The sequence below is a fragment of the Pseudorhodoferax sp. Leaf274 genome (assembly GCF_001422445.1).
Taxonomy (GTDB): Bacteria; Pseudomonadota; Gammaproteobacteria; order Burkholderiales; family Burkholderiaceae_C; genus Pseudorhodoferax.
Window position 1 is genome coordinate 326642 of sequence record NZ_LMNA01000023.1, and the last position, 14341, is coordinate 340982.

Sequence of the window (14341 nt, forward strand, 5' to 3'; positions counted from 1 at the left end):
GCTAGGGCTGCGACTCGCTGGGCGTTGTGTCCGGTTGGTCGTCCGGCTCGGCCTGCCGTCCATCCACGCCCAGCGCACGTCCTTGCGGGTCCATCTGCGTGGCGGTGGCGCCGGCGGTCTTGGTGGTGTCGACCTGCGTCATGCTCGGCTGGCTCTCGCCTTGCCTGCCCTGGGCGCTGGCCGGGTTGATGGCACCCGCCTGCGGCTTGTCGGGCTGGCCCTGGAGGTTGGGGCTGGGGTCGGTCTGCGTCATCGATGTCTCCGGTGGCGTGAACCCTGGTGGTCACAGGCACACGGTAGACACGGTGCCCGCGGCGGGCTGTCAGCCGGCGGTGACCAGCCGCGGTAGGAGGAAGCCCGGATCGGCCGGCGTGCCGCGCCGGCCGTCGGCCGGGCAGCGGCGGCATTCCGCTCGGCCGGCCGGCCAAGCCGCAGTCGGCCGCGGGACGGTGACCACGGTCCAGGGCTGCTGGCCCTGTGTTGGAAATAACCGACACCACGCCCCCCCGCATGGCGCTACCTTCGCGCCCATGTCTACCGAACCACGCCTGTGGGACATCTCGCCGCCCGTGCACGCGGGCACGCCGGTGTTCCCGGGCGACACCCCTTACCGCCAGCGCTGGGCCGCCAGCATCGGCCCGGGCTGCCCCGTCAACGTCGGCGAGCTGACGCTGTCGCCGCACGTGGGCGCGCATGCCGACGCACCGCTGCACTACGACCCTGCCGGCGCGCCCATCGGCGCCGTGGACCTCGCGCCCTACCTGGGCCCGTGCCGCGTGGTGCATGCCATCGGCTGCGGGCCGCTGGTCACATGGGCGCACCTGGCGCATGCACTGGAAGGCCTGCCGCCGCGCCTGCTGGTGCGCACCTACACCACGATGCCGCAGGACCGCTGGGACCCGCAGCTCGCGGCCTACGCGCCCGACACCGTCGAGCGCCTCGCGGCGCTGGGCGTGCGGCTGATCGGCATCGACACGGCCAGCATCGACCCGGCCGACAGCAAGACGCTGGACAGCCACCAGACCATCCGCCGCCACGGCATGCGCGTGCTCGAGAACCTCGTGCTCGACGACGTGCCCGAGGGCGACTACGAACTCATCGCGCTGCCGCTCAAGCTCACGACGGCCGATGCCTCCCCCGTGCGCGCCGTGCTGCGCGAACTCCGGAACTGAACCATGACGACCCTGCAAGACTGCCGCGCACGCGATGCCGCGGACCCGCTGCGCGCATTGCGCGACCTGTTCACGATTCCCCCGGGCGTGATCTACCTGGACGGCAACTCGCTCGGCGTGATGCCGGCCGCCGCGCCTGCGCGCATCGCCGCCGCCGTGACCGAGGAGTGGGGCACGCAGCTGATCCGCGCCTGGAACGCATCGGGCTGGTTCGACCTGCCGCAGCGCCTGGGCGACCGGCTCGCACGGCTGGTGGGTGCGCAGCCCGGCGAACTGGTCTGCACCGATTCGACCTCGGTCAACCTGTTCAAGGTGCTCAGCGCCGCGCTCAAGATCGCGGGCGAGGATGCGCCGCAGCGCCGCCTGGTCGTCAGCGAGCGCAGCAACTTTCCCACCGACCTGTACATCGCCGAGGGCCTGTGCCGCGAACGCGGCTACACGCTGCAGCTGGTGGACGAGCCGGGCCAGATCGCCGCGGTGCTGCCCGACACCGCCGTGCTCATGCTCACGCACGTGAACTACCGCACCGGCGCCATGCACGACATGGCGGCCGTCAGCGCCGCAGCCCACGCAGCCGGCGCGCTGGCGGTGTGGGACCTCGCGCACAGCGCGGGCGCCGTGCCGGTGGACCTGAACGGCGGCGGCGCCGACTTCGCGGTGGGCTGCGGCTACAAGTACCTCAACGGCGGGCCCGGTGCGCCGGCCTTCGTGTGGGTGCACCCGCGCCACGCGCAGCGCTTCTGGCAGCCGCTGTCGGGCTGGTGGGGGCACGCGGCGCCGTTCGCGTTCACCCCCGACTACCAGCCCGCGCCCGGCATCGCGCGCTACCTGTGCGGCACGCAACCCATCCTGAGCCTGACGGGCCTGGAGTGCGGGCTGGACACGGTGCTGGCCGCCGAGCCGCTGGGCGGCATGGCAGCGCTGCGCAGCAAGTCGCTGGCGCTGACGGACCAGTTCATCGCGCTGGTCGAAGAACGTTGCGCCGGCCACGGCCTGGAACTGGTGACGCCACGGGACCACGCAGCACGCGGCTCGCAGGTCTGCCTGTCCAGGACGGAAGGCGCCTACGCCATCGTGCAAGCCCTGATCGCACGCGGCGTGATCGGCGACTACCGCGCTGGCGACAGCCAGGCGGCGCCGGGCCGCCCCCAAGCCGCCGGTCTCCCCTCGGGGGACGGACCCGGCTTGCCGGGGCCCGGGGGTGCAGGTTTGCCCGACATCCTGCGCTTCGGCTTCACGCCGCTGTACCTGGGCTTCGAAGACGTCTGGAATTCCGTCGAACATCTGCGCGACGTCCTGGTCACCGAAGAGTGGCGCCGCCCCGAGTTCAACGCCAGGCACGCGGTGACGTGATGACTTCGGAAAAGATCGTCCACGACGAAAAGGCCCAGCTGGACTTCAGCCAGTCCATGAGCTATGGCGACTACCTGCACCTGGACGAGATCCTGAACGCGCAGCACCCGCTGTCGCCAGCGCACGACGAGATGCTGTTCATCGTGCAGCACCAGACCAGCGAGCTGTGGATGAAGCTCATGCTGCACGAGCTGCGCGCCGCCATCCGCGCGGTGGCCAGCGACCAGCGCGCCGATGCGTTCAAGATGCTGGCGCGCGTCACACGCATCATGGAGCAACTGGTCAGCGCCTGGACGGTGCTCTCGACCATGACACCCCCCGAGTACAGCGCCATGCGGCCCTACCTGGCCTCGTCCAGCGGCTTCCAGAGCGCGCAGTACCGGTGCATCGAGTTCGCGCTGGGCAACAAGAACGCGGCCATGCTCAAGCCGCACGCGCACCGGCCCGACCTGCTGGCCGAGGTGGACGCCGCGTACCGCGCGCCATCGCTCTACGACGAAGCGCTGCGCCTGCTCGCGCGCGCGGGGCTGGCCATCCCGGCCGGGTACCTGCAGCGCGACTGGACCCAGCCCTACGAAGCCAGCCCCGCGGTCGAGGCCGCCTGGGCCACGGTGTACCGCGACCCGCACGCGCACTGGGACCTGTACCAGCTCGGCGAGAAGCTGACCGACATCGAGGACGCGTTCCGGCTCTGGCGCTTTCGCCACGTGACCACCGTGGAGCGCGTGATCGGCTTCAAGCGCGGCACCGGCGGCACCGGCGGCGTGAGCTACCTGCGCAAGATGCTGGACGTGGTGCTGTTCCCGGAGATCTGGTCGGTGCGCACGGCGCTCTGAGCGCGCGGTTGCGCGTCCAGCGGCTTGCCGGTTGGCGGCGCGCCGATGAAGGCGCGCACATCCGCCAGCACCGGCGCCAGCCAGCGCAGCGGCCAGGCCACGGCGCCGACCAGCGTCGCGTGGTTCACGCGGTCGTACAGGCGCAGCGTCACCGGCACGCCGGCAGCCTGCAGCTTGCGCGCCAGCTGCAGGGTGCTGCGCTGGGGGCTCACGAGCGTGTCCTCGCTGGCCGCGCCCAGGAAGGTGCGCGGCGCATCGGCCGGGGCGAAGTCGATGGGCTGCGCCCGCGGCGGGTAATCCGGGTGGAAGAACACCGGCCGCACGTCCGGGTTGTCGGTCGGGAAGAAGTCGTAGGGTCCGGCCAGGCCGATCCAGCCGGCCAGCTCTTGCGGGCGGTGGCCGCTGGCCTGCAGCCAGCGCGCGTCCAGCGCCAGCATCGCTGCGTTGTAGCCGCCCGCGCTGTGGCCCATCACGAACACGCGGCCGGGGTCGGCGCCCAGGCTGCGGGCCTGGTCCAGGCCATAGGCCAGGGCCTGCGCGCTGTCCTGCAGGAAGGCCGGATAGCGCACTTCGGGGTACAGCCGGTAGTCGGCGATCAGCGTCAGCACGCCCTGCGCGGCCAGCGCCTGGCCCAGGAAACGGTAGTCGCCGCGCGCGCCCGTGTTCCAGGAGCCGCCGTAGAAGAACACCACCATCGGCCAGCCCGCCGCGGGCGGCGCGCTGGTGGGCGTGTAGATGTCCAGGCGCTGGCGGGGCCCGCTGCCATAGGCCACCCCCTGCTGCAGCGTGTAGGTGCCGGTGGCCGACAGCGCATTGAGCGCCCCCGTGCCGGAACAGCCCGCCAGCATTGCGAGCGCTGCGAGCACGGCCACGAGGGCGAGCGGGCGGAACGGGGCGAGGAGGGCGTGCAGAGCGGGTTGAGCGGGCGGAGCGGGCAAGAGGCTGGATCCGGCAGTGGTGTGAGCCTGCAGTACGCCGCGGCCGCCCGATCGGATCACTGCGGCCGGCCCCGCGCCGGGGCGCCGCGCCGGCGCCTCAATCTTCGAAGCCGACGAAGCGTGCCGCCTCGTCCACCGACTTGCGCTGCGACACCACGGCGTTGGCCGGAAAGCTCTCGTCGGGCCAGCCCATCGCGATGCAGGTCTGGATCACCTGGTCGTCGGGGATGCCGGCCTCGGCCCGCACCACGGGCGATTGCATGATGCCCTGGCTGTTGATCACGCAGCCCAGCCCGCGCGACCACGCAGCGTTGACGATGGCGTTGACCACGCCGCCGCAGTCGAACGGCGCGATGTCGCTGCCGTGGATGGCGCGGTCGTAGGTCACGACGATGGAGACGGGTGCGTCGAACTGCCGGAAGCCGCGCAGCACCCAGTCCTGGCGCGCCGCCTTGTCCTCGCGCGCGATGCCCATGGCCGCGAACAGCTGCTTGGCAATGCCGATCTGGCGTTCGCGGTGCGCGCCCGCGTAGTCGGGGCCCATGCGGAACTCGCGCGAATGCGGCACGCCGGCCAGGTTGCGTTCCACGTTGCCGGCGCGGATGCGGTCCAGCACCGCGCCCGTGACCACGTGGAAGTTCCAGGGCTGGGTGTTGAGCGAGGTCGGCGCGCGCATCGCGAGGGCCAGCACCTCGCGGATGAGCGCCTGGGGCACCGGCCTGTCCTGGTAGCCGCGGATGCTGCGGCGCTGCTGCACCACCTGGTCGAAGTCCATGCATGTCTCCCTGTCGTTGCCGTGGGTCGCTGCCGGCCCGGGGGGGGGGGCTGGGCGGCAGCGCGGGCGATCATGCGCAGGCCGCCAGGGGCCTGCGATCACTTGCGCGACATGCGGGCGCGCGGCGTTCGCTCAGGCGCGTTGGCGTGGGGGCGACGAGGTGGTCTCCAGCCTGGCCGCCAGCAGCCCGGGTGCACGCACATGGGGCCGCAGCGACAGCAGGGCGGCCAGCGCGCCGGCCAGCAGCCACGCCGTTGCCGGTTCCGGGGTGTCGACGGACAGGTCCGGGTCCAGGCCGGCGTGGTTGGCCAGGTATTCGAAGGCCACACGGGCCAGCACGCCATCGCCTTGCACGCCGCCGGAGAAGAAGCCGGCCACGTGGTCGATGAAGCCTGGGAAGCTGAAGCTGAAGCTGAAGCCGACCGCCGGGCGCAAGGCCCGGTCGGGCTGCGCGCTGTTGAAGGCCGCGCCGTGGACGCCTTGGTCGAACGGGCCGCCGATGCGTTGCACCACCTGGTCGCCGTCGCGCAGGTCGAAGCGCCCGTCCTGCAGGTCCACGGTGCCCGTGGCCTGCTCCGGCGCCGGGAACTGGCCTGCGCCCAGCGCGGTGCCGAGATAGGACGGCGCCGTGGCCAGCGGCGTGCCGGCCGAGACCACCAGGGCGGCCGCGGGCAGCACTGCGCAGCACCACAGCGCCACGCCCAGGCCGATCCCGCGCAGCCGGGCGCGCAGGCGCCCCTGGATCCTTGCGTTCATGCTTGCTCCCTTGCCGCCGGTGTGGCGAAGTCCCGCGGCAGGATGCGGGCGCACACCGCAGTCTCCGGGCTGCGCGGCTTGCGGGCCATCCCGCGTCCATGGGATGGCCGGCCAGGCTCAGGCCCGCACGGCGCTGGGCGGCTGCCCGATCACGCGCTTGAACGCGCGGCTGAACGAGGCCTCGGAGTCGTAGCCCAGCCGGCTGGCGGCCACGGCCACGCGCATGCCTTCCTGTGCGATCCAGTGCCGGGCCTGGAACATCTTGACCTTGGCCACGTAGCGCGCCGGGCTTTCGCCCACGGTCCTGGTGAAGGCCTCGGCGAAGCGCGAGCGCGAGGCGCCCATGAGCTCGGCCAGCGCGGGCACGCTCCAGTCGCGCCCGGGCTCGGCGTGGATGGCGGCCAGCACCTTGCCGATCTGCGGGCAGTGCACGGCCGCCAGCCAGCCCGTGGCATCGCCGCAGGCGCATTCCACCCAGGCGCGGATGATGCTGGCGGCCAGCACGTCGGCCAGCCGCGCGAGGATGCCGCAGCTGCCGATGCGGTCCAGCGCCACCTCGCGCTCCATGGCGTCCAGCAGGGCCGGCACGCCGGGGTCGCGCAGCGCGAGTTCGCCGGCGCGCATGAGGTCCGGCATCAGCGCCATGAGCGGGTGCAGCGGGTCCAGGTTGAAGCGCATGCTGCCGCAGAACAGCAGGTCGGCGGGGGCGTCGCCGGCGTCTGCCGCGCCGTCGCGCACGAGGTAGACCTGCTCGGACACGGGCACGCGCGCCAGCGCGGCGATGTCGGTGGTCGGCAGGTCGGGTGCGCTGGCCAGTTCGTGCGCGCTGCCGCGTGGCAGCAGCACGGCGTCGCCGGGGTCCAGCCGCACCCAGTCGCTGCCGGGCAGGCGCAGCCAGGCGCCACCGCTGGCGACGAAATGGAAGCGCGCGTCGCGCTGGGCCGGAAATCGCAAGGCCCAGGGCGCGCGCAGAAGGCAGCGGCCGTACTCCACGCCGTCCAGCCGCATGCCCAGCAGGATGCGCGTGAGCGTGTCGCGGCGGTCGGGGTGGATCGCGGGCAGATCGGCCACCGGATCGGAAGAATGGCTGGAGTATTGGTCAAGCATTTCGGCGTTTCCGGCATTCAAACGCCTGGATGTTAGGCCTAAGCTGCGCACTCCGCTGCTTCGCCTTCGGGTTTACCCTCTGTGTCTTCCGCCTCCTGCACCACCTGCCCTCCCAACGCCGGCGCCGCGCCGGCGCCCGCGCACGCGCACTGGCCGGCTGTCGCCGCGCTGGCGTTGGGCGTGTTCGGCCTCGTCACCGCCGAATTCCTGCCCGCCAGCCTGCTCACCGCCATGGCGGCCGACCTGCGTGTCAGCGAGGGCACGGCCGGCCAGACCGTGACGGCCACCGCGCTCGTCGCGGCCGTGGCCGCGCCCAGCCTGCCGCTGCTCACGCGCAGCCTCGACCGCCGCAGCGTGATGCTGGCGTTGACGGTGTTGCTGGTGGTGTCCAACGGGCTTGCCGTGGCGGCCGACAGCCTGCCGGCGCTGCTGGTGGCGCGGGTGCTGCTGGGCGTGGCGCTGGGCGGCTTCTGGTCGATGTCGGGCGCGCTGGCGCTGCGGCTGGTGCCGGCCGACCGCTTCGCGCGTGCGATGGCGCTCATCCTGACCGGCGTGTCGGTGGCCACCGTCTGCGCCGCGCCCATCGGGGCCTGGATGGGCGAGATGTGGGGCTGGCGCAGCGCCTTCTGGGCCGCTGGCGCCGTGAGCCTGGTCACGCTGGCGTTCCAGCTGGCCACGCTGCCCGCGCTGCCGCCGCAGGGCCGGCCCGATCTGCGGGTGCTGGCCGAACTGCTCACGCGGCCCGATGTGCGCGTGGCGCTGCTGGCCGTGCTGCTCGTGATCTCGGGCCATTTCGCTGGCTTCACGTACATCCGGCCGCTCATGGAGAACGTGACGCACCTGTCCGTGGGCGCGATCACGGGCGTGCTGCTGGGCTATGGCATCGGCGGCTTCTTCGGCAACCTGGTGGGCGGCGCCATCGCCGAACGCAGCGAGCGCCGCGCCATCGTGGCCGGCGGCAGCCTGGTGGCGGTGCTGGCCGGCGTGCTGCTGCTGGGGGCCTCCTCGGCCGCCGTCACGGCCGTGGCCGTGGTGCTCTGGGGCTTTGCGTTCGGTGCGTTCCCGGTGGGCTTCCAGACCTGGATCGTGCGGGCCGCGCCCGACCAGGCCGAGGGCGCAGGCGGGCTGCTGGTGGCGGCCTTCCAGGTCGCCATCGCAAGCGGCGCCATCGGTGGCGGCCTGCTGGTGGACCACGTGGGCGCGCACGGCGGGCCGCTGTTCGCGCTGGGCTCGGTCTCGCTGGGTGCGCTGCTGGTGTGGCGCCACGGGCCGCGGCCGGCGCAGTCCTGAGCCCGGCGCTGCGCCGAGAATGCGGCGCATGGGCCCCTTGCGTTTTCTCGTGCTGACCCGGCGGCACCCCTCTGCCATCCTGCTGGTGGTGCAACTGGCCGGCCTGGTGCTGTACCCGCTGCTGGAAGGCACCCGGGCCGGGCCCCTGGCGTTGGGGGCCTTCGGCATCGTCGTGCTGACCATGACCACGCGCATGGTGCGCAGCACGCCGGGGCTGACCTGGATCAGCGTGTGCATCGCGCTGCCGGCCATCGCCCTGCTGGTGCTGCAGGCGGTGTGGGACATGCGCTGGCTGCTGCCGTGGTCGGCGGCGCTGGAGGCGCTGTTCTACTTCTACGCCGTGGGCAGCCTCATCGCCTACATGCTCGGCGACATGCGCGCCACCACCGACGAGCTGTTCGCCGCGGGCGCCACCTTCACCTTGCTGGCCTGGGCCTTCGCCCATGTGTTCGTGGTGCTGCAGGCGCTGCAGCCCGCCAGCTTCCTGGCGGCGGTCGATCCGCAGGCGCCGCGCAGCTGGACCGAGCTGCTGTTCCTGAGCTTCGCGCTGCTGTCGTCCACCGGCATCGGCGACGTGATCCCGGTCCGGCCGCTGGCACGCGCCATGGCCAGCCTGGAGATGTTCACCGGCGTGATCTACCTGGCGGCGGTGGTGTCGCGGCTGATCGGGCTCACGCTGCAGCGGCGCTGACGCCGGCCGGACATCAGCCCACCCGGGCCAGCTGCGCCTGCGTCCAGCGCACGATGTCGGCCGTGCCCATGGCACCCGCCTGCCGCGCGATTTCGCGCCCGCCGCGGAACAGCGCCAGCGTGGGGATGCTGCGGATCGCGAAGCGCGCGCCCAGCGCGGGCTCGGCCTCGGTGTCCAGCTTGGCAAGCCGCACATGCGGCTGCAGCTGGGCCGCGGCCTGCTCGAAGGCCGGCGCCATCTGCCGGCAGGGCCCGCACCAGGGCGCCCAGAAGTCCACCAGCACCGGGATGTCGCTGCGGCCGATGTGCCGGTCGAAGCTGGCGCCGTCAAGTGCCAGCGGGCGGCCCGTGAACAGCGGCTGGTGGCACCTGCCGCAGTCGGGCGCGTGGGCCAGGTCGGCCGAGGCGACGCGGTTGGTGGTGTGGCAGTGCGGGCAGACGATCAGCAGCGGGGTGGTCATGGGCTGAACTGCGGGGCGCCGCGCCGGATTTCAAGCCGCCAGCACGGGCGTGCCGGCGGACGGGACAGCAGATGGCAGGGCCGGTACGGCCTGGTCGCGGCCCTGTTCCTTGGCGCGGTACATCGCGGCGTCGGCCGCCTGCACCAGCGCCGTGGCGTCCTGCCGGATGTCGGGCACGCAGGCGGCCACGCCGATGCTGGCGCTGACGATGCCCAGCGGCGAATCGCCGTGCGGCAGGGCCTCGTGCCGCAGCGCCGCGCCGATCCTGTGCGCCAGCGCCAGCGCCTCTTCGGCGGTCGTGCCCGGCAGCACGAAGACGAACTCCTCGCCGCCGTAGCGGGCCACCAGGTCGCCGGCGCGCGCCAGCTGGGCCGCCAGCAGCTGTGCCACGGCGCGCAGGCAGGCGTCGCCGGCGGCGTGGCCGTGGTGGTCGTTGTAGCGCTTGAACCAGTCCACATCGACCATGCCGATCGCCAGGCTCGCGCCGTCGCGCGCGGCGCGGCGCCACTCGCGCTCCAGCACCGTGTCGAAGTGGCGTCGGTTGGCCAGCCCGGTCAGGCCGTCGCTGTTGGACAGCACCTCCAGCCGCTGGTTGGCGGCGCGCAGCTCGCTGGTGCGCTCGGCCACCTTGTCTTCCAGCTCCTGCTTGGAGCGCATCAGCTCGTAGCGGTGGGCCGCGAGCAGGTAGACCGGCACGCCCAGGCCGATCACGAACATCAGCAGCGCGATCAGCGATCCCACGTCGTCGCTCAGCGCGAACGGGCCCACGTGCTGGGCGGTGGCGATCGTCAGGGCCAGCGAGGCGCACAGCACGAAGCCCGTCGCTGCGCGCAGGCCGGAGTACAGCGCGGCCAGCACGCCCAGCATGGTGACCAGGTGGATGGCGGCGCGGTGCCAGAACACGGTGACGGCCACCAGCAGCACCAGCACCGCGCTGAGCGGCAGCGCCACGGTGCGCCAGCGGGGGCGCCAGGACGGGCGTGTGGCCTGGCTCATCCAGGTGATGCCGAACAGCCCGGCGACGAAGTAGCCGTGGTAGTCGGCCATGGCCCCCGCGATGCAGACCGACAACGCCAGCGGCACGTTGCCCAGGTCGACATAGCCCGCCAGGCCGAACAGCAGCGTGAGCAGCAGCATGTTGGCCGCGCTGGGCGCCAGCGCCACCTTGAACAGGAAGTTGACGATGTTGCGTGCCGACTGGATGTTGCCGTCGGCGATGAAGCGCCGGTACAGCGCATGGGCGTACAGCGCCTGGACCGTGGTGTTGATGGTGGCCGTGCCCATGCCGACCAGCACCGCGCGGGCGACCGATGCCTCGGCAGGCCCGCCGAGCAGGAACGGCGTGTTGGTGGCGAAGGAGCCGAGCCACAGCGCCGGCCAGATGCCCACGCCGTAGCGCACGCAGGCCGCCAGGCTGATGCCCGAGGGCAGCCACAGCATGCTCAGCGACGTGCCGGCGATGGTGCCGTACCGGATGCCCAGCCAGCCGGACACCAGATAGACCAGGAAGACGGCGGCGTGCTGGCGCAGCGTGGGGTGCGCGTGCGGCGCCGCTCCGGGCGGGACCCCCGCGGCCAGGGGCACGGCTTGCGGTCGCAACATCGCGCGGCACCTTCCTGCAGGCCGCACGGCCCGAAATGGACCTCCAGAGAACCTGCCCGGTCAATGTACCAGAGCGGTATACCGCGAAGTGGACCGCCGCTGGCGAACGGCGGTCCACTTCGGGTTCATTGCGGCACCAGTCCCGACGCCTTGACCAGTTCGGCGTGCAGCCGGCTCTCGTCCGAGATCGTCTTGGCGAACTGCTCGGGCGTGGTCGGTGCCACGTCCATGCCCGCCTCGCGCAGCTGGGCCTTCACGTCGTCGCTGTCCAGGATGCCGCGGATCTGCTGGTTCAGCTGGTCGATCAGCGGGCGCGGCGTGCGGGCCGGGGCCAGCATGCCGATCCAGGTCTGGAACACCATGTTGTCGATGCCGGCCTCGCGCATGGTGGGCACGTCGGCGATCAGTGGCGAGCGTTGCTCGCTCATGATGGCCAGCGCAGTGAGCTTGCCGGCCTTGATGTGGGGCAGGGCCTCGGGCAGGGGCGCGAACAGCATGTCCACGTTGCCGCCCAGCAGGTCGTTGATGGCCAGCGCGCCGCCCTTGTAGGGGATGTGCACCATGCGCACCTTCATGCGCGTCTCGAACATCAGCGCGGCCAGGTGCTGCGGGCTGCCGTCGCCGGACGAGGCATAGTTCACGGCCTCGGGCTTGGCCCGGGCGGCCGCCAGCACCGCGCCGGCACTGGCGAACTTCTGCCGGTCCTTGACCACCAGCACCATGGACTGGTTGGCCAGCTTGGTGATGGGCGCGAAGTCGGTCTCGGCGTCGTAGGGCATCTCCTTGAAGATGTGCTTGTTGGTCGTCAGGAACGAGGCCGGCGAGGCCATCAGCGTGTAGCCGTCCGGCGCGGCCTTGGCCACCAGCGGCAGCCCGATGCGGCCCGAGGCGCCGGCCCGGTTGTCGACCACGTAGGGCTGCCCGTTCAGCGCGGCCAGCTTCTGCCCGACCAGGCGCGCGATCATGTCCACGCCGCCGCCGGCCGGCAGCGCCACCATGAGCTTGACGGGGTGGTCGGGGTACTTGCCCTGGGCCGCGGCCGGCAGGGCAGGGGCCAGCATGCCGAGCAGGCAGGCCAGCAGGGAAAGGCGGCGTTGGATGGTCATGGCGGCAACTCCAAGGGGGTGGGGATGGGCGCATCCTAGGATTCGCCTGCATTGCCGTCCATCACAGCATCAGCAACGTCGCATGCGAAAAATTCGCATGGTTGAAGGTTTCAGTCCGCTGCCACCTGCAGCACCAGCTTGCCGAAGTTGCCGCCCGCGAACAGCTTGTTCAGCGTCTCGGGGAACTGGTCCAGGCCTTGCACCACGTCCTCCTTGCTCTGCATGCGGCCGTCCTGCAGGTAGCCGGCCAGTTCGGCGATGGCCTGCGGGAAGCGGTCGACGTAGTCGAACACCACCATGCCCTCCATGCGCGCGCGGTTGACCAGCAGGCTCAGGTAGTTGCGCGGGCCGGCGCCGGGCATGCTGTTGGCGTTGTTGTACTGGCTGATGGCGCCGCAGACGATCACGCGGGCCTTGCGTGCCAGCCTGGCCAGCACCTGGTCGAGGATGTCGCCGCCCACGTTGTCGAAGTACACGTCCACGCCCTGCGGGCAGTGCTGCTTGAGGCCTTCGCGCACCGCGCTGGGGCCGGCCTTGTAGTCGATGCAGGCGTCGAAGCCCAGTTCACGCACCACCCAGTCGCACTTGGCCTGGCCGCCCGCGATGCCGACCGCGCGGCAGCCCTTGATCTTCGCGAGCTGGCCCACGGTCTGGCCGACCGCCCCCGCCGCGGCCGAGACCACCACCGTCTGGCCCGGTTGCGGCTGGCCGATGTCCAGCAGGCCGAAGTAGCCCGTCATGCCCGGCATGCCCAGCACGTTGAGCCACTGGCCCACCGTGCCCAGGCGCAGGTCGATCTTCACCAGGCCGGCGCGCCGGATCGCGTCCTGCGGCAGCAGCACGTACGCCTGCACGCCCAGCGTGCCGTAGACCGTGTCGCCCACCGCGAAGGCCGGGTTCTGCGAGGCGATGACGCGGCCGACGCCGCCGGCGCGCATCACCTCGCCGATGGCCACCGGCGGGATGTAGCTCTTGGCATCGTTGAGCCAGCCGCGCATGGCCGGGTCCAGCGAGAGCGACAGGGTCTGGACCAGCACGCCGCCTTCGGCCGGGTCGGCCACGGCCTCCGAGGTGAAGCGCCAGTGCTCGCGCGTGGCGGTGGTCTCGGGGCGTTTGGCCAGGCGGACCTGGTGGTTGACGAGGGGAGTGGTCATGCGCTTGTCTCCGGGGTTGGATGGCGCGGCATGCTAGCGCGGCTTCAGCCCGGTGCGGACGATCCCCGCGCCACCAGCTGTCCCTCAAGCAACACCCGCCGCGCCGGCCCGTCGTGGCCCTGCAGCCGCTCGATCAGGCAGCGCGCCGCGCCTTCGCCGATGGCGTCGGTGGGCTGGGCGATGCAGGTGAGGCCCGGGCCGATCAGCGATGCCCAGTCGGGATCGTCGAACCCGGCGAAGCCCAGGTCGGTGCCGAACTGCCAGCCGAGCTGGCGCACGGCATGTGCCACGCGCAGCGTGACCACCGCGTTGCCGGCCACCACGGCGGGGCGCCGCCGCTTGCCGGCGCGTTGGCGCAGCGCCACCAGGGCGGCCACCAGCGCGGCGTCGGCCCCCTCGGCGCTCTCGAACACGTTGCCGGCCACCGGGGGCTGCAGGCAGCCGCCGAAGGCCGCCGTGCGCTCGCGCCGGGTGCTGACGCCGGCCACGGGCTCGGTCACGTACAGCAGCTCCTGCCAGCCGCCGGCCTGCAGGTGGGCGCAGAGCTGGGCCATGGCGCCGGCGTTGTCCAGCGCCACGAAGTCGGCCAGCATGCCGGTATGGCGCCGGTCGATCAGCACCACGGGCTTGCCCTGCGCGGCCACGGCATCGGGCACGCTGTGGCCGCGGCCCAGCGTGTTGAGGATGAAGCCATCCACCTGGTAGCCGGCCAGCGCCTCGATCGCCTCGCGTTCGCGGCCCGGCTCGTTGCCCAGGTTGAACAGCATCACGAGGTAGCCGGCATCGCGGCAGGCCCGCTCTGCACCGCGCAGCACGGCCACGGAGTAGGGGTTGGCGATGTCGGCCACGACCAGGCCGATCAGGCGCGAGCGGCCGCGGCTCAACGCCTGGGCCATGGGGCTGGGCGCGTAGCCGAGCTGGTCGATGGCGGCCTGCACGCGCGCGGCGATGTCCGGGCTCAGCAGGCGTTCGCGGTGGTTGAAGAAGCGCGAGACCGTGGCCTTGGAGACGCCGGCCGCGGCGGCCACGTCGGAGATGGTCGGCCGGGCGGCGCTCATGGGTTCACCGCCACGCTCCCCCGCTGCGCGGGAGGGCGCGCGG

Annotated in this window: 15 protein-coding genes; 5 read left to right on the forward strand and 10 right to left on the reverse strand. The window is 72.3% G+C overall.

Annotated elements, in window-relative coordinates; genetic code table 11:
* Position 1: 1 nt before the first annotated feature.
* The gene (locus ASF44_RS18760; RefSeq protein WP_056900741.1) at positions 2-253 is read right to left on the reverse strand and encodes a hypothetical protein; all 252 of its coding nucleotides are present in this window, start codon (positions 251-253) and stop codon (positions 2-4) included.
* Between the two features lie 277 nt (positions 254-530).
* On the opposite strand from ASF44_RS18760, the gene kynB reads away from it, so the two are divergent.
* Genes kynB through kynA form a run of 3 tightly spaced genes read left to right on the forward strand, consistent with a single transcriptional unit; the run spans position 531 to position 3361 of the window.
* Positions 531-1172 (forward strand): arylformamidase, encoded by a 642-nt coding sequence (gene kynB / locus ASF44_RS18765; protein WP_056900742.1) that lies wholly within the window; start codon positions 531-533, stop codon positions 1170-1172.
* A 3-nt stretch (positions 1173-1175) separates the two neighbouring features.
* A complete protein-coding gene (gene kynU / locus ASF44_RS18770; RefSeq protein WP_056900743.1) occupies positions 1176-2525 on the forward strand; it encodes a kynureninase in 1350 nt (449 codons plus the stop codon).
* A complete protein-coding gene (gene kynA, locus ASF44_RS18775; RefSeq protein ID WP_056900744.1) occupies positions 2525-3361 on the forward strand; it encodes a tryptophan 2,3-dioxygenase in 837 nt (278 codons plus the stop codon). The genes kynU and kynA overlap by 1 nt, the downstream gene beginning before the upstream one ends.
* Here kynA and ASF44_RS18780 read toward each other — a convergent pair.
* From ASF44_RS18780 to ASF44_RS18795, 4 genes are all read right to left on the reverse strand, one after another.
* The gene (locus ASF44_RS18780) at positions 3295-4209 is read right to left on the reverse strand and encodes an alpha/beta hydrolase (RefSeq protein ID WP_082524885.1); all 915 of its coding nucleotides are present in this window, start codon (positions 4207-4209) and stop codon (positions 3295-3297) included. The two genes, kynA and ASF44_RS18780, sit on opposite strands and share 67 nt — an antisense overlap.
* A 187-nt stretch (positions 4210-4396) precedes the next feature.
* Positions 4397-5074 (reverse strand): nitroreductase, encoded by a 678-nt coding sequence (locus ASF44_RS18785; protein ID WP_056900745.1) that lies wholly within the window; start codon positions 5072-5074, stop codon positions 4397-4399.
* A 132-nt stretch (positions 5075-5206) separates the two neighbouring features.
* Positions 5207-5830, reverse strand: a complete 624-nt coding sequence (locus ASF44_RS18790; RefSeq protein WP_056900746.1) for a hypothetical protein — start codon at positions 5828-5830, stop codon at positions 5207-5209.
* A gap of 117 nt (positions 5831-5947) precedes the next feature.
* A complete protein-coding gene (locus ASF44_RS18795; protein ID WP_056900747.1) occupies positions 5948-6937 on the reverse strand; it encodes an AraC family transcriptional regulator in 990 nt (329 codons plus the stop codon).
* 81 nt (positions 6938-7018) lie between these two features.
* Between ASF44_RS18795 and ASF44_RS18800 the strand changes: the two genes are divergently transcribed.
* Entirely contained in the window at positions 7019-8227 is a 1209-nt protein-coding gene (locus tag ASF44_RS18800; protein WP_056900748.1) for an MFS transporter, read from the forward strand.
* 28 nt (positions 8228-8255) lie between these two features.
* Entirely contained in the window at positions 8256-8918 is a 663-nt protein-coding gene (locus ASF44_RS18805) for an ion channel (RefSeq protein WP_056900749.1), read from the forward strand.
* A gap of 13 nt (positions 8919-8931) precedes the next feature.
* On the opposite strand, the gene trxC is transcribed toward ASF44_RS18805, so the two are convergent.
* The 5 genes from trxC to ASF44_RS18830 all read right to left on the reverse strand — a co-directional run bounded on the left by trxC (position 8932) and on the right by ASF44_RS18830 (position 14298).
* Complete coding sequence (trxC, locus tag ASF44_RS18810; protein ID WP_056900750.1) at positions 8932-9378, reverse strand: thioredoxin TrxC; 447 nt, start codon at positions 9376-9378, stop codon at positions 8932-8934.
* Positions 9379-9408: 30 nt separating this feature from the next.
* Complete coding sequence (locus tag ASF44_RS18815; RefSeq protein WP_056900751.1) at positions 9409-10980, reverse strand: diguanylate cyclase; 1572 nt, start codon at positions 10978-10980, stop codon at positions 9409-9411.
* Positions 10981-11105: 125 nt separating this feature from the next.
* The gene (locus tag ASF44_RS18820; protein WP_056900752.1) at positions 11106-12086 is read right to left on the reverse strand and encodes a tripartite tricarboxylate transporter substrate binding protein; all 981 of its coding nucleotides are present in this window, start codon (positions 12084-12086) and stop codon (positions 11106-11108) included.
* 110 nt (positions 12087-12196) lie between these two features.
* Entirely contained in the window at positions 12197-13240 is a 1044-nt protein-coding gene (locus ASF44_RS18825) for an NADP-dependent oxidoreductase (protein WP_056900753.1), read from the reverse strand.
* Positions 13241-13284: 44 nt separating this feature from the next.
* A complete protein-coding gene (locus tag ASF44_RS18830; RefSeq protein WP_056900754.1) occupies positions 13285-14298 on the reverse strand; it encodes a LacI family DNA-binding transcriptional regulator in 1014 nt (337 codons plus the stop codon).
* Between the last annotated feature and the right edge of the window lie 43 nt (positions 14299-14341).

Coding starts and splice junctions, on each gene's coding strand:
- ASF44_RS18780 (WP_082524885.1), bottom strand. CDS start 4,209: ATGCTGGCGGGCTGTTCCGGCACGGGGGCGCTCAATGCGCTGTCGGCC.
- ASF44_RS18830 (WP_056900754.1), bottom strand. CDS start 14,298: ATGAGCGCCGCCCGGCCGACCATCTCCGACGTGGCCGCCGCGGCCGGC.
- ASF44_RS18815 (WP_056900751.1), bottom strand. CDS start 10,980: ATGTTGCGACCGCAAGCCGTGCCCCTGGCCGCGGGGGTCCCGCCCGGA.
- ASF44_RS18820 (WP_056900752.1), bottom strand. CDS start 12,086: ATGACCATCCAACGCCGCCTTTCCCTGCTGGCCTGCCTGCTCGGCATG.
- kynU (WP_056900743.1), top strand. CDS start 1,176: ATGACGACCCTGCAAGACTGCCGCGCACGCGATGCCGCGGACCCGCTG.
- ASF44_RS18805 (WP_056900749.1), top strand. CDS start 8,256: ATGGGCCCCTTGCGTTTTCTCGTGCTGACCCGGCGGCACCCCTCTGCC.
- ASF44_RS18790 (WP_056900746.1), bottom strand. CDS start 5,830: ATGAACGCAAGGATCCAGGGGCGCCTGCGCGCCCGGCTGCGCGGGATC.
- kynA (WP_056900744.1), top strand. CDS start 2,525: ATGACTTCGGAAAAGATCGTCCACGACGAAAAGGCCCAGCTGGACTTC.
- trxC (WP_056900750.1), bottom strand. CDS start 9,378: ATGACCACCCCGCTGCTGATCGTCTGCCCGCACTGCCACACCACCAAC.
- ASF44_RS18785 (WP_056900745.1), bottom strand. CDS start 5,074: ATGGACTTCGACCAGGTGGTGCAGCAGCGCCGCAGCATCCGCGGCTAC.
- ASF44_RS18760 (WP_056900741.1), bottom strand. CDS start 253: ATGACGCAGACCGACCCCAGCCCCAACCTCCAGGGCCAGCCCGACAAG.
- kynB (WP_056900742.1), top strand. CDS start 531: ATGTCTACCGAACCACGCCTGTGGGACATCTCGCCGCCCGTGCACGCG.
- ASF44_RS18825 (WP_056900753.1), bottom strand. CDS start 13,240: ATGACCACTCCCCTCGTCAACCACCAGGTCCGCCTGGCCAAACGCCCC.
- ASF44_RS18795 (WP_056900747.1), bottom strand. CDS start 6,937: ATGCTTGACCAATACTCCAGCCATTCTTCCGATCCGGTGGCCGATCTG.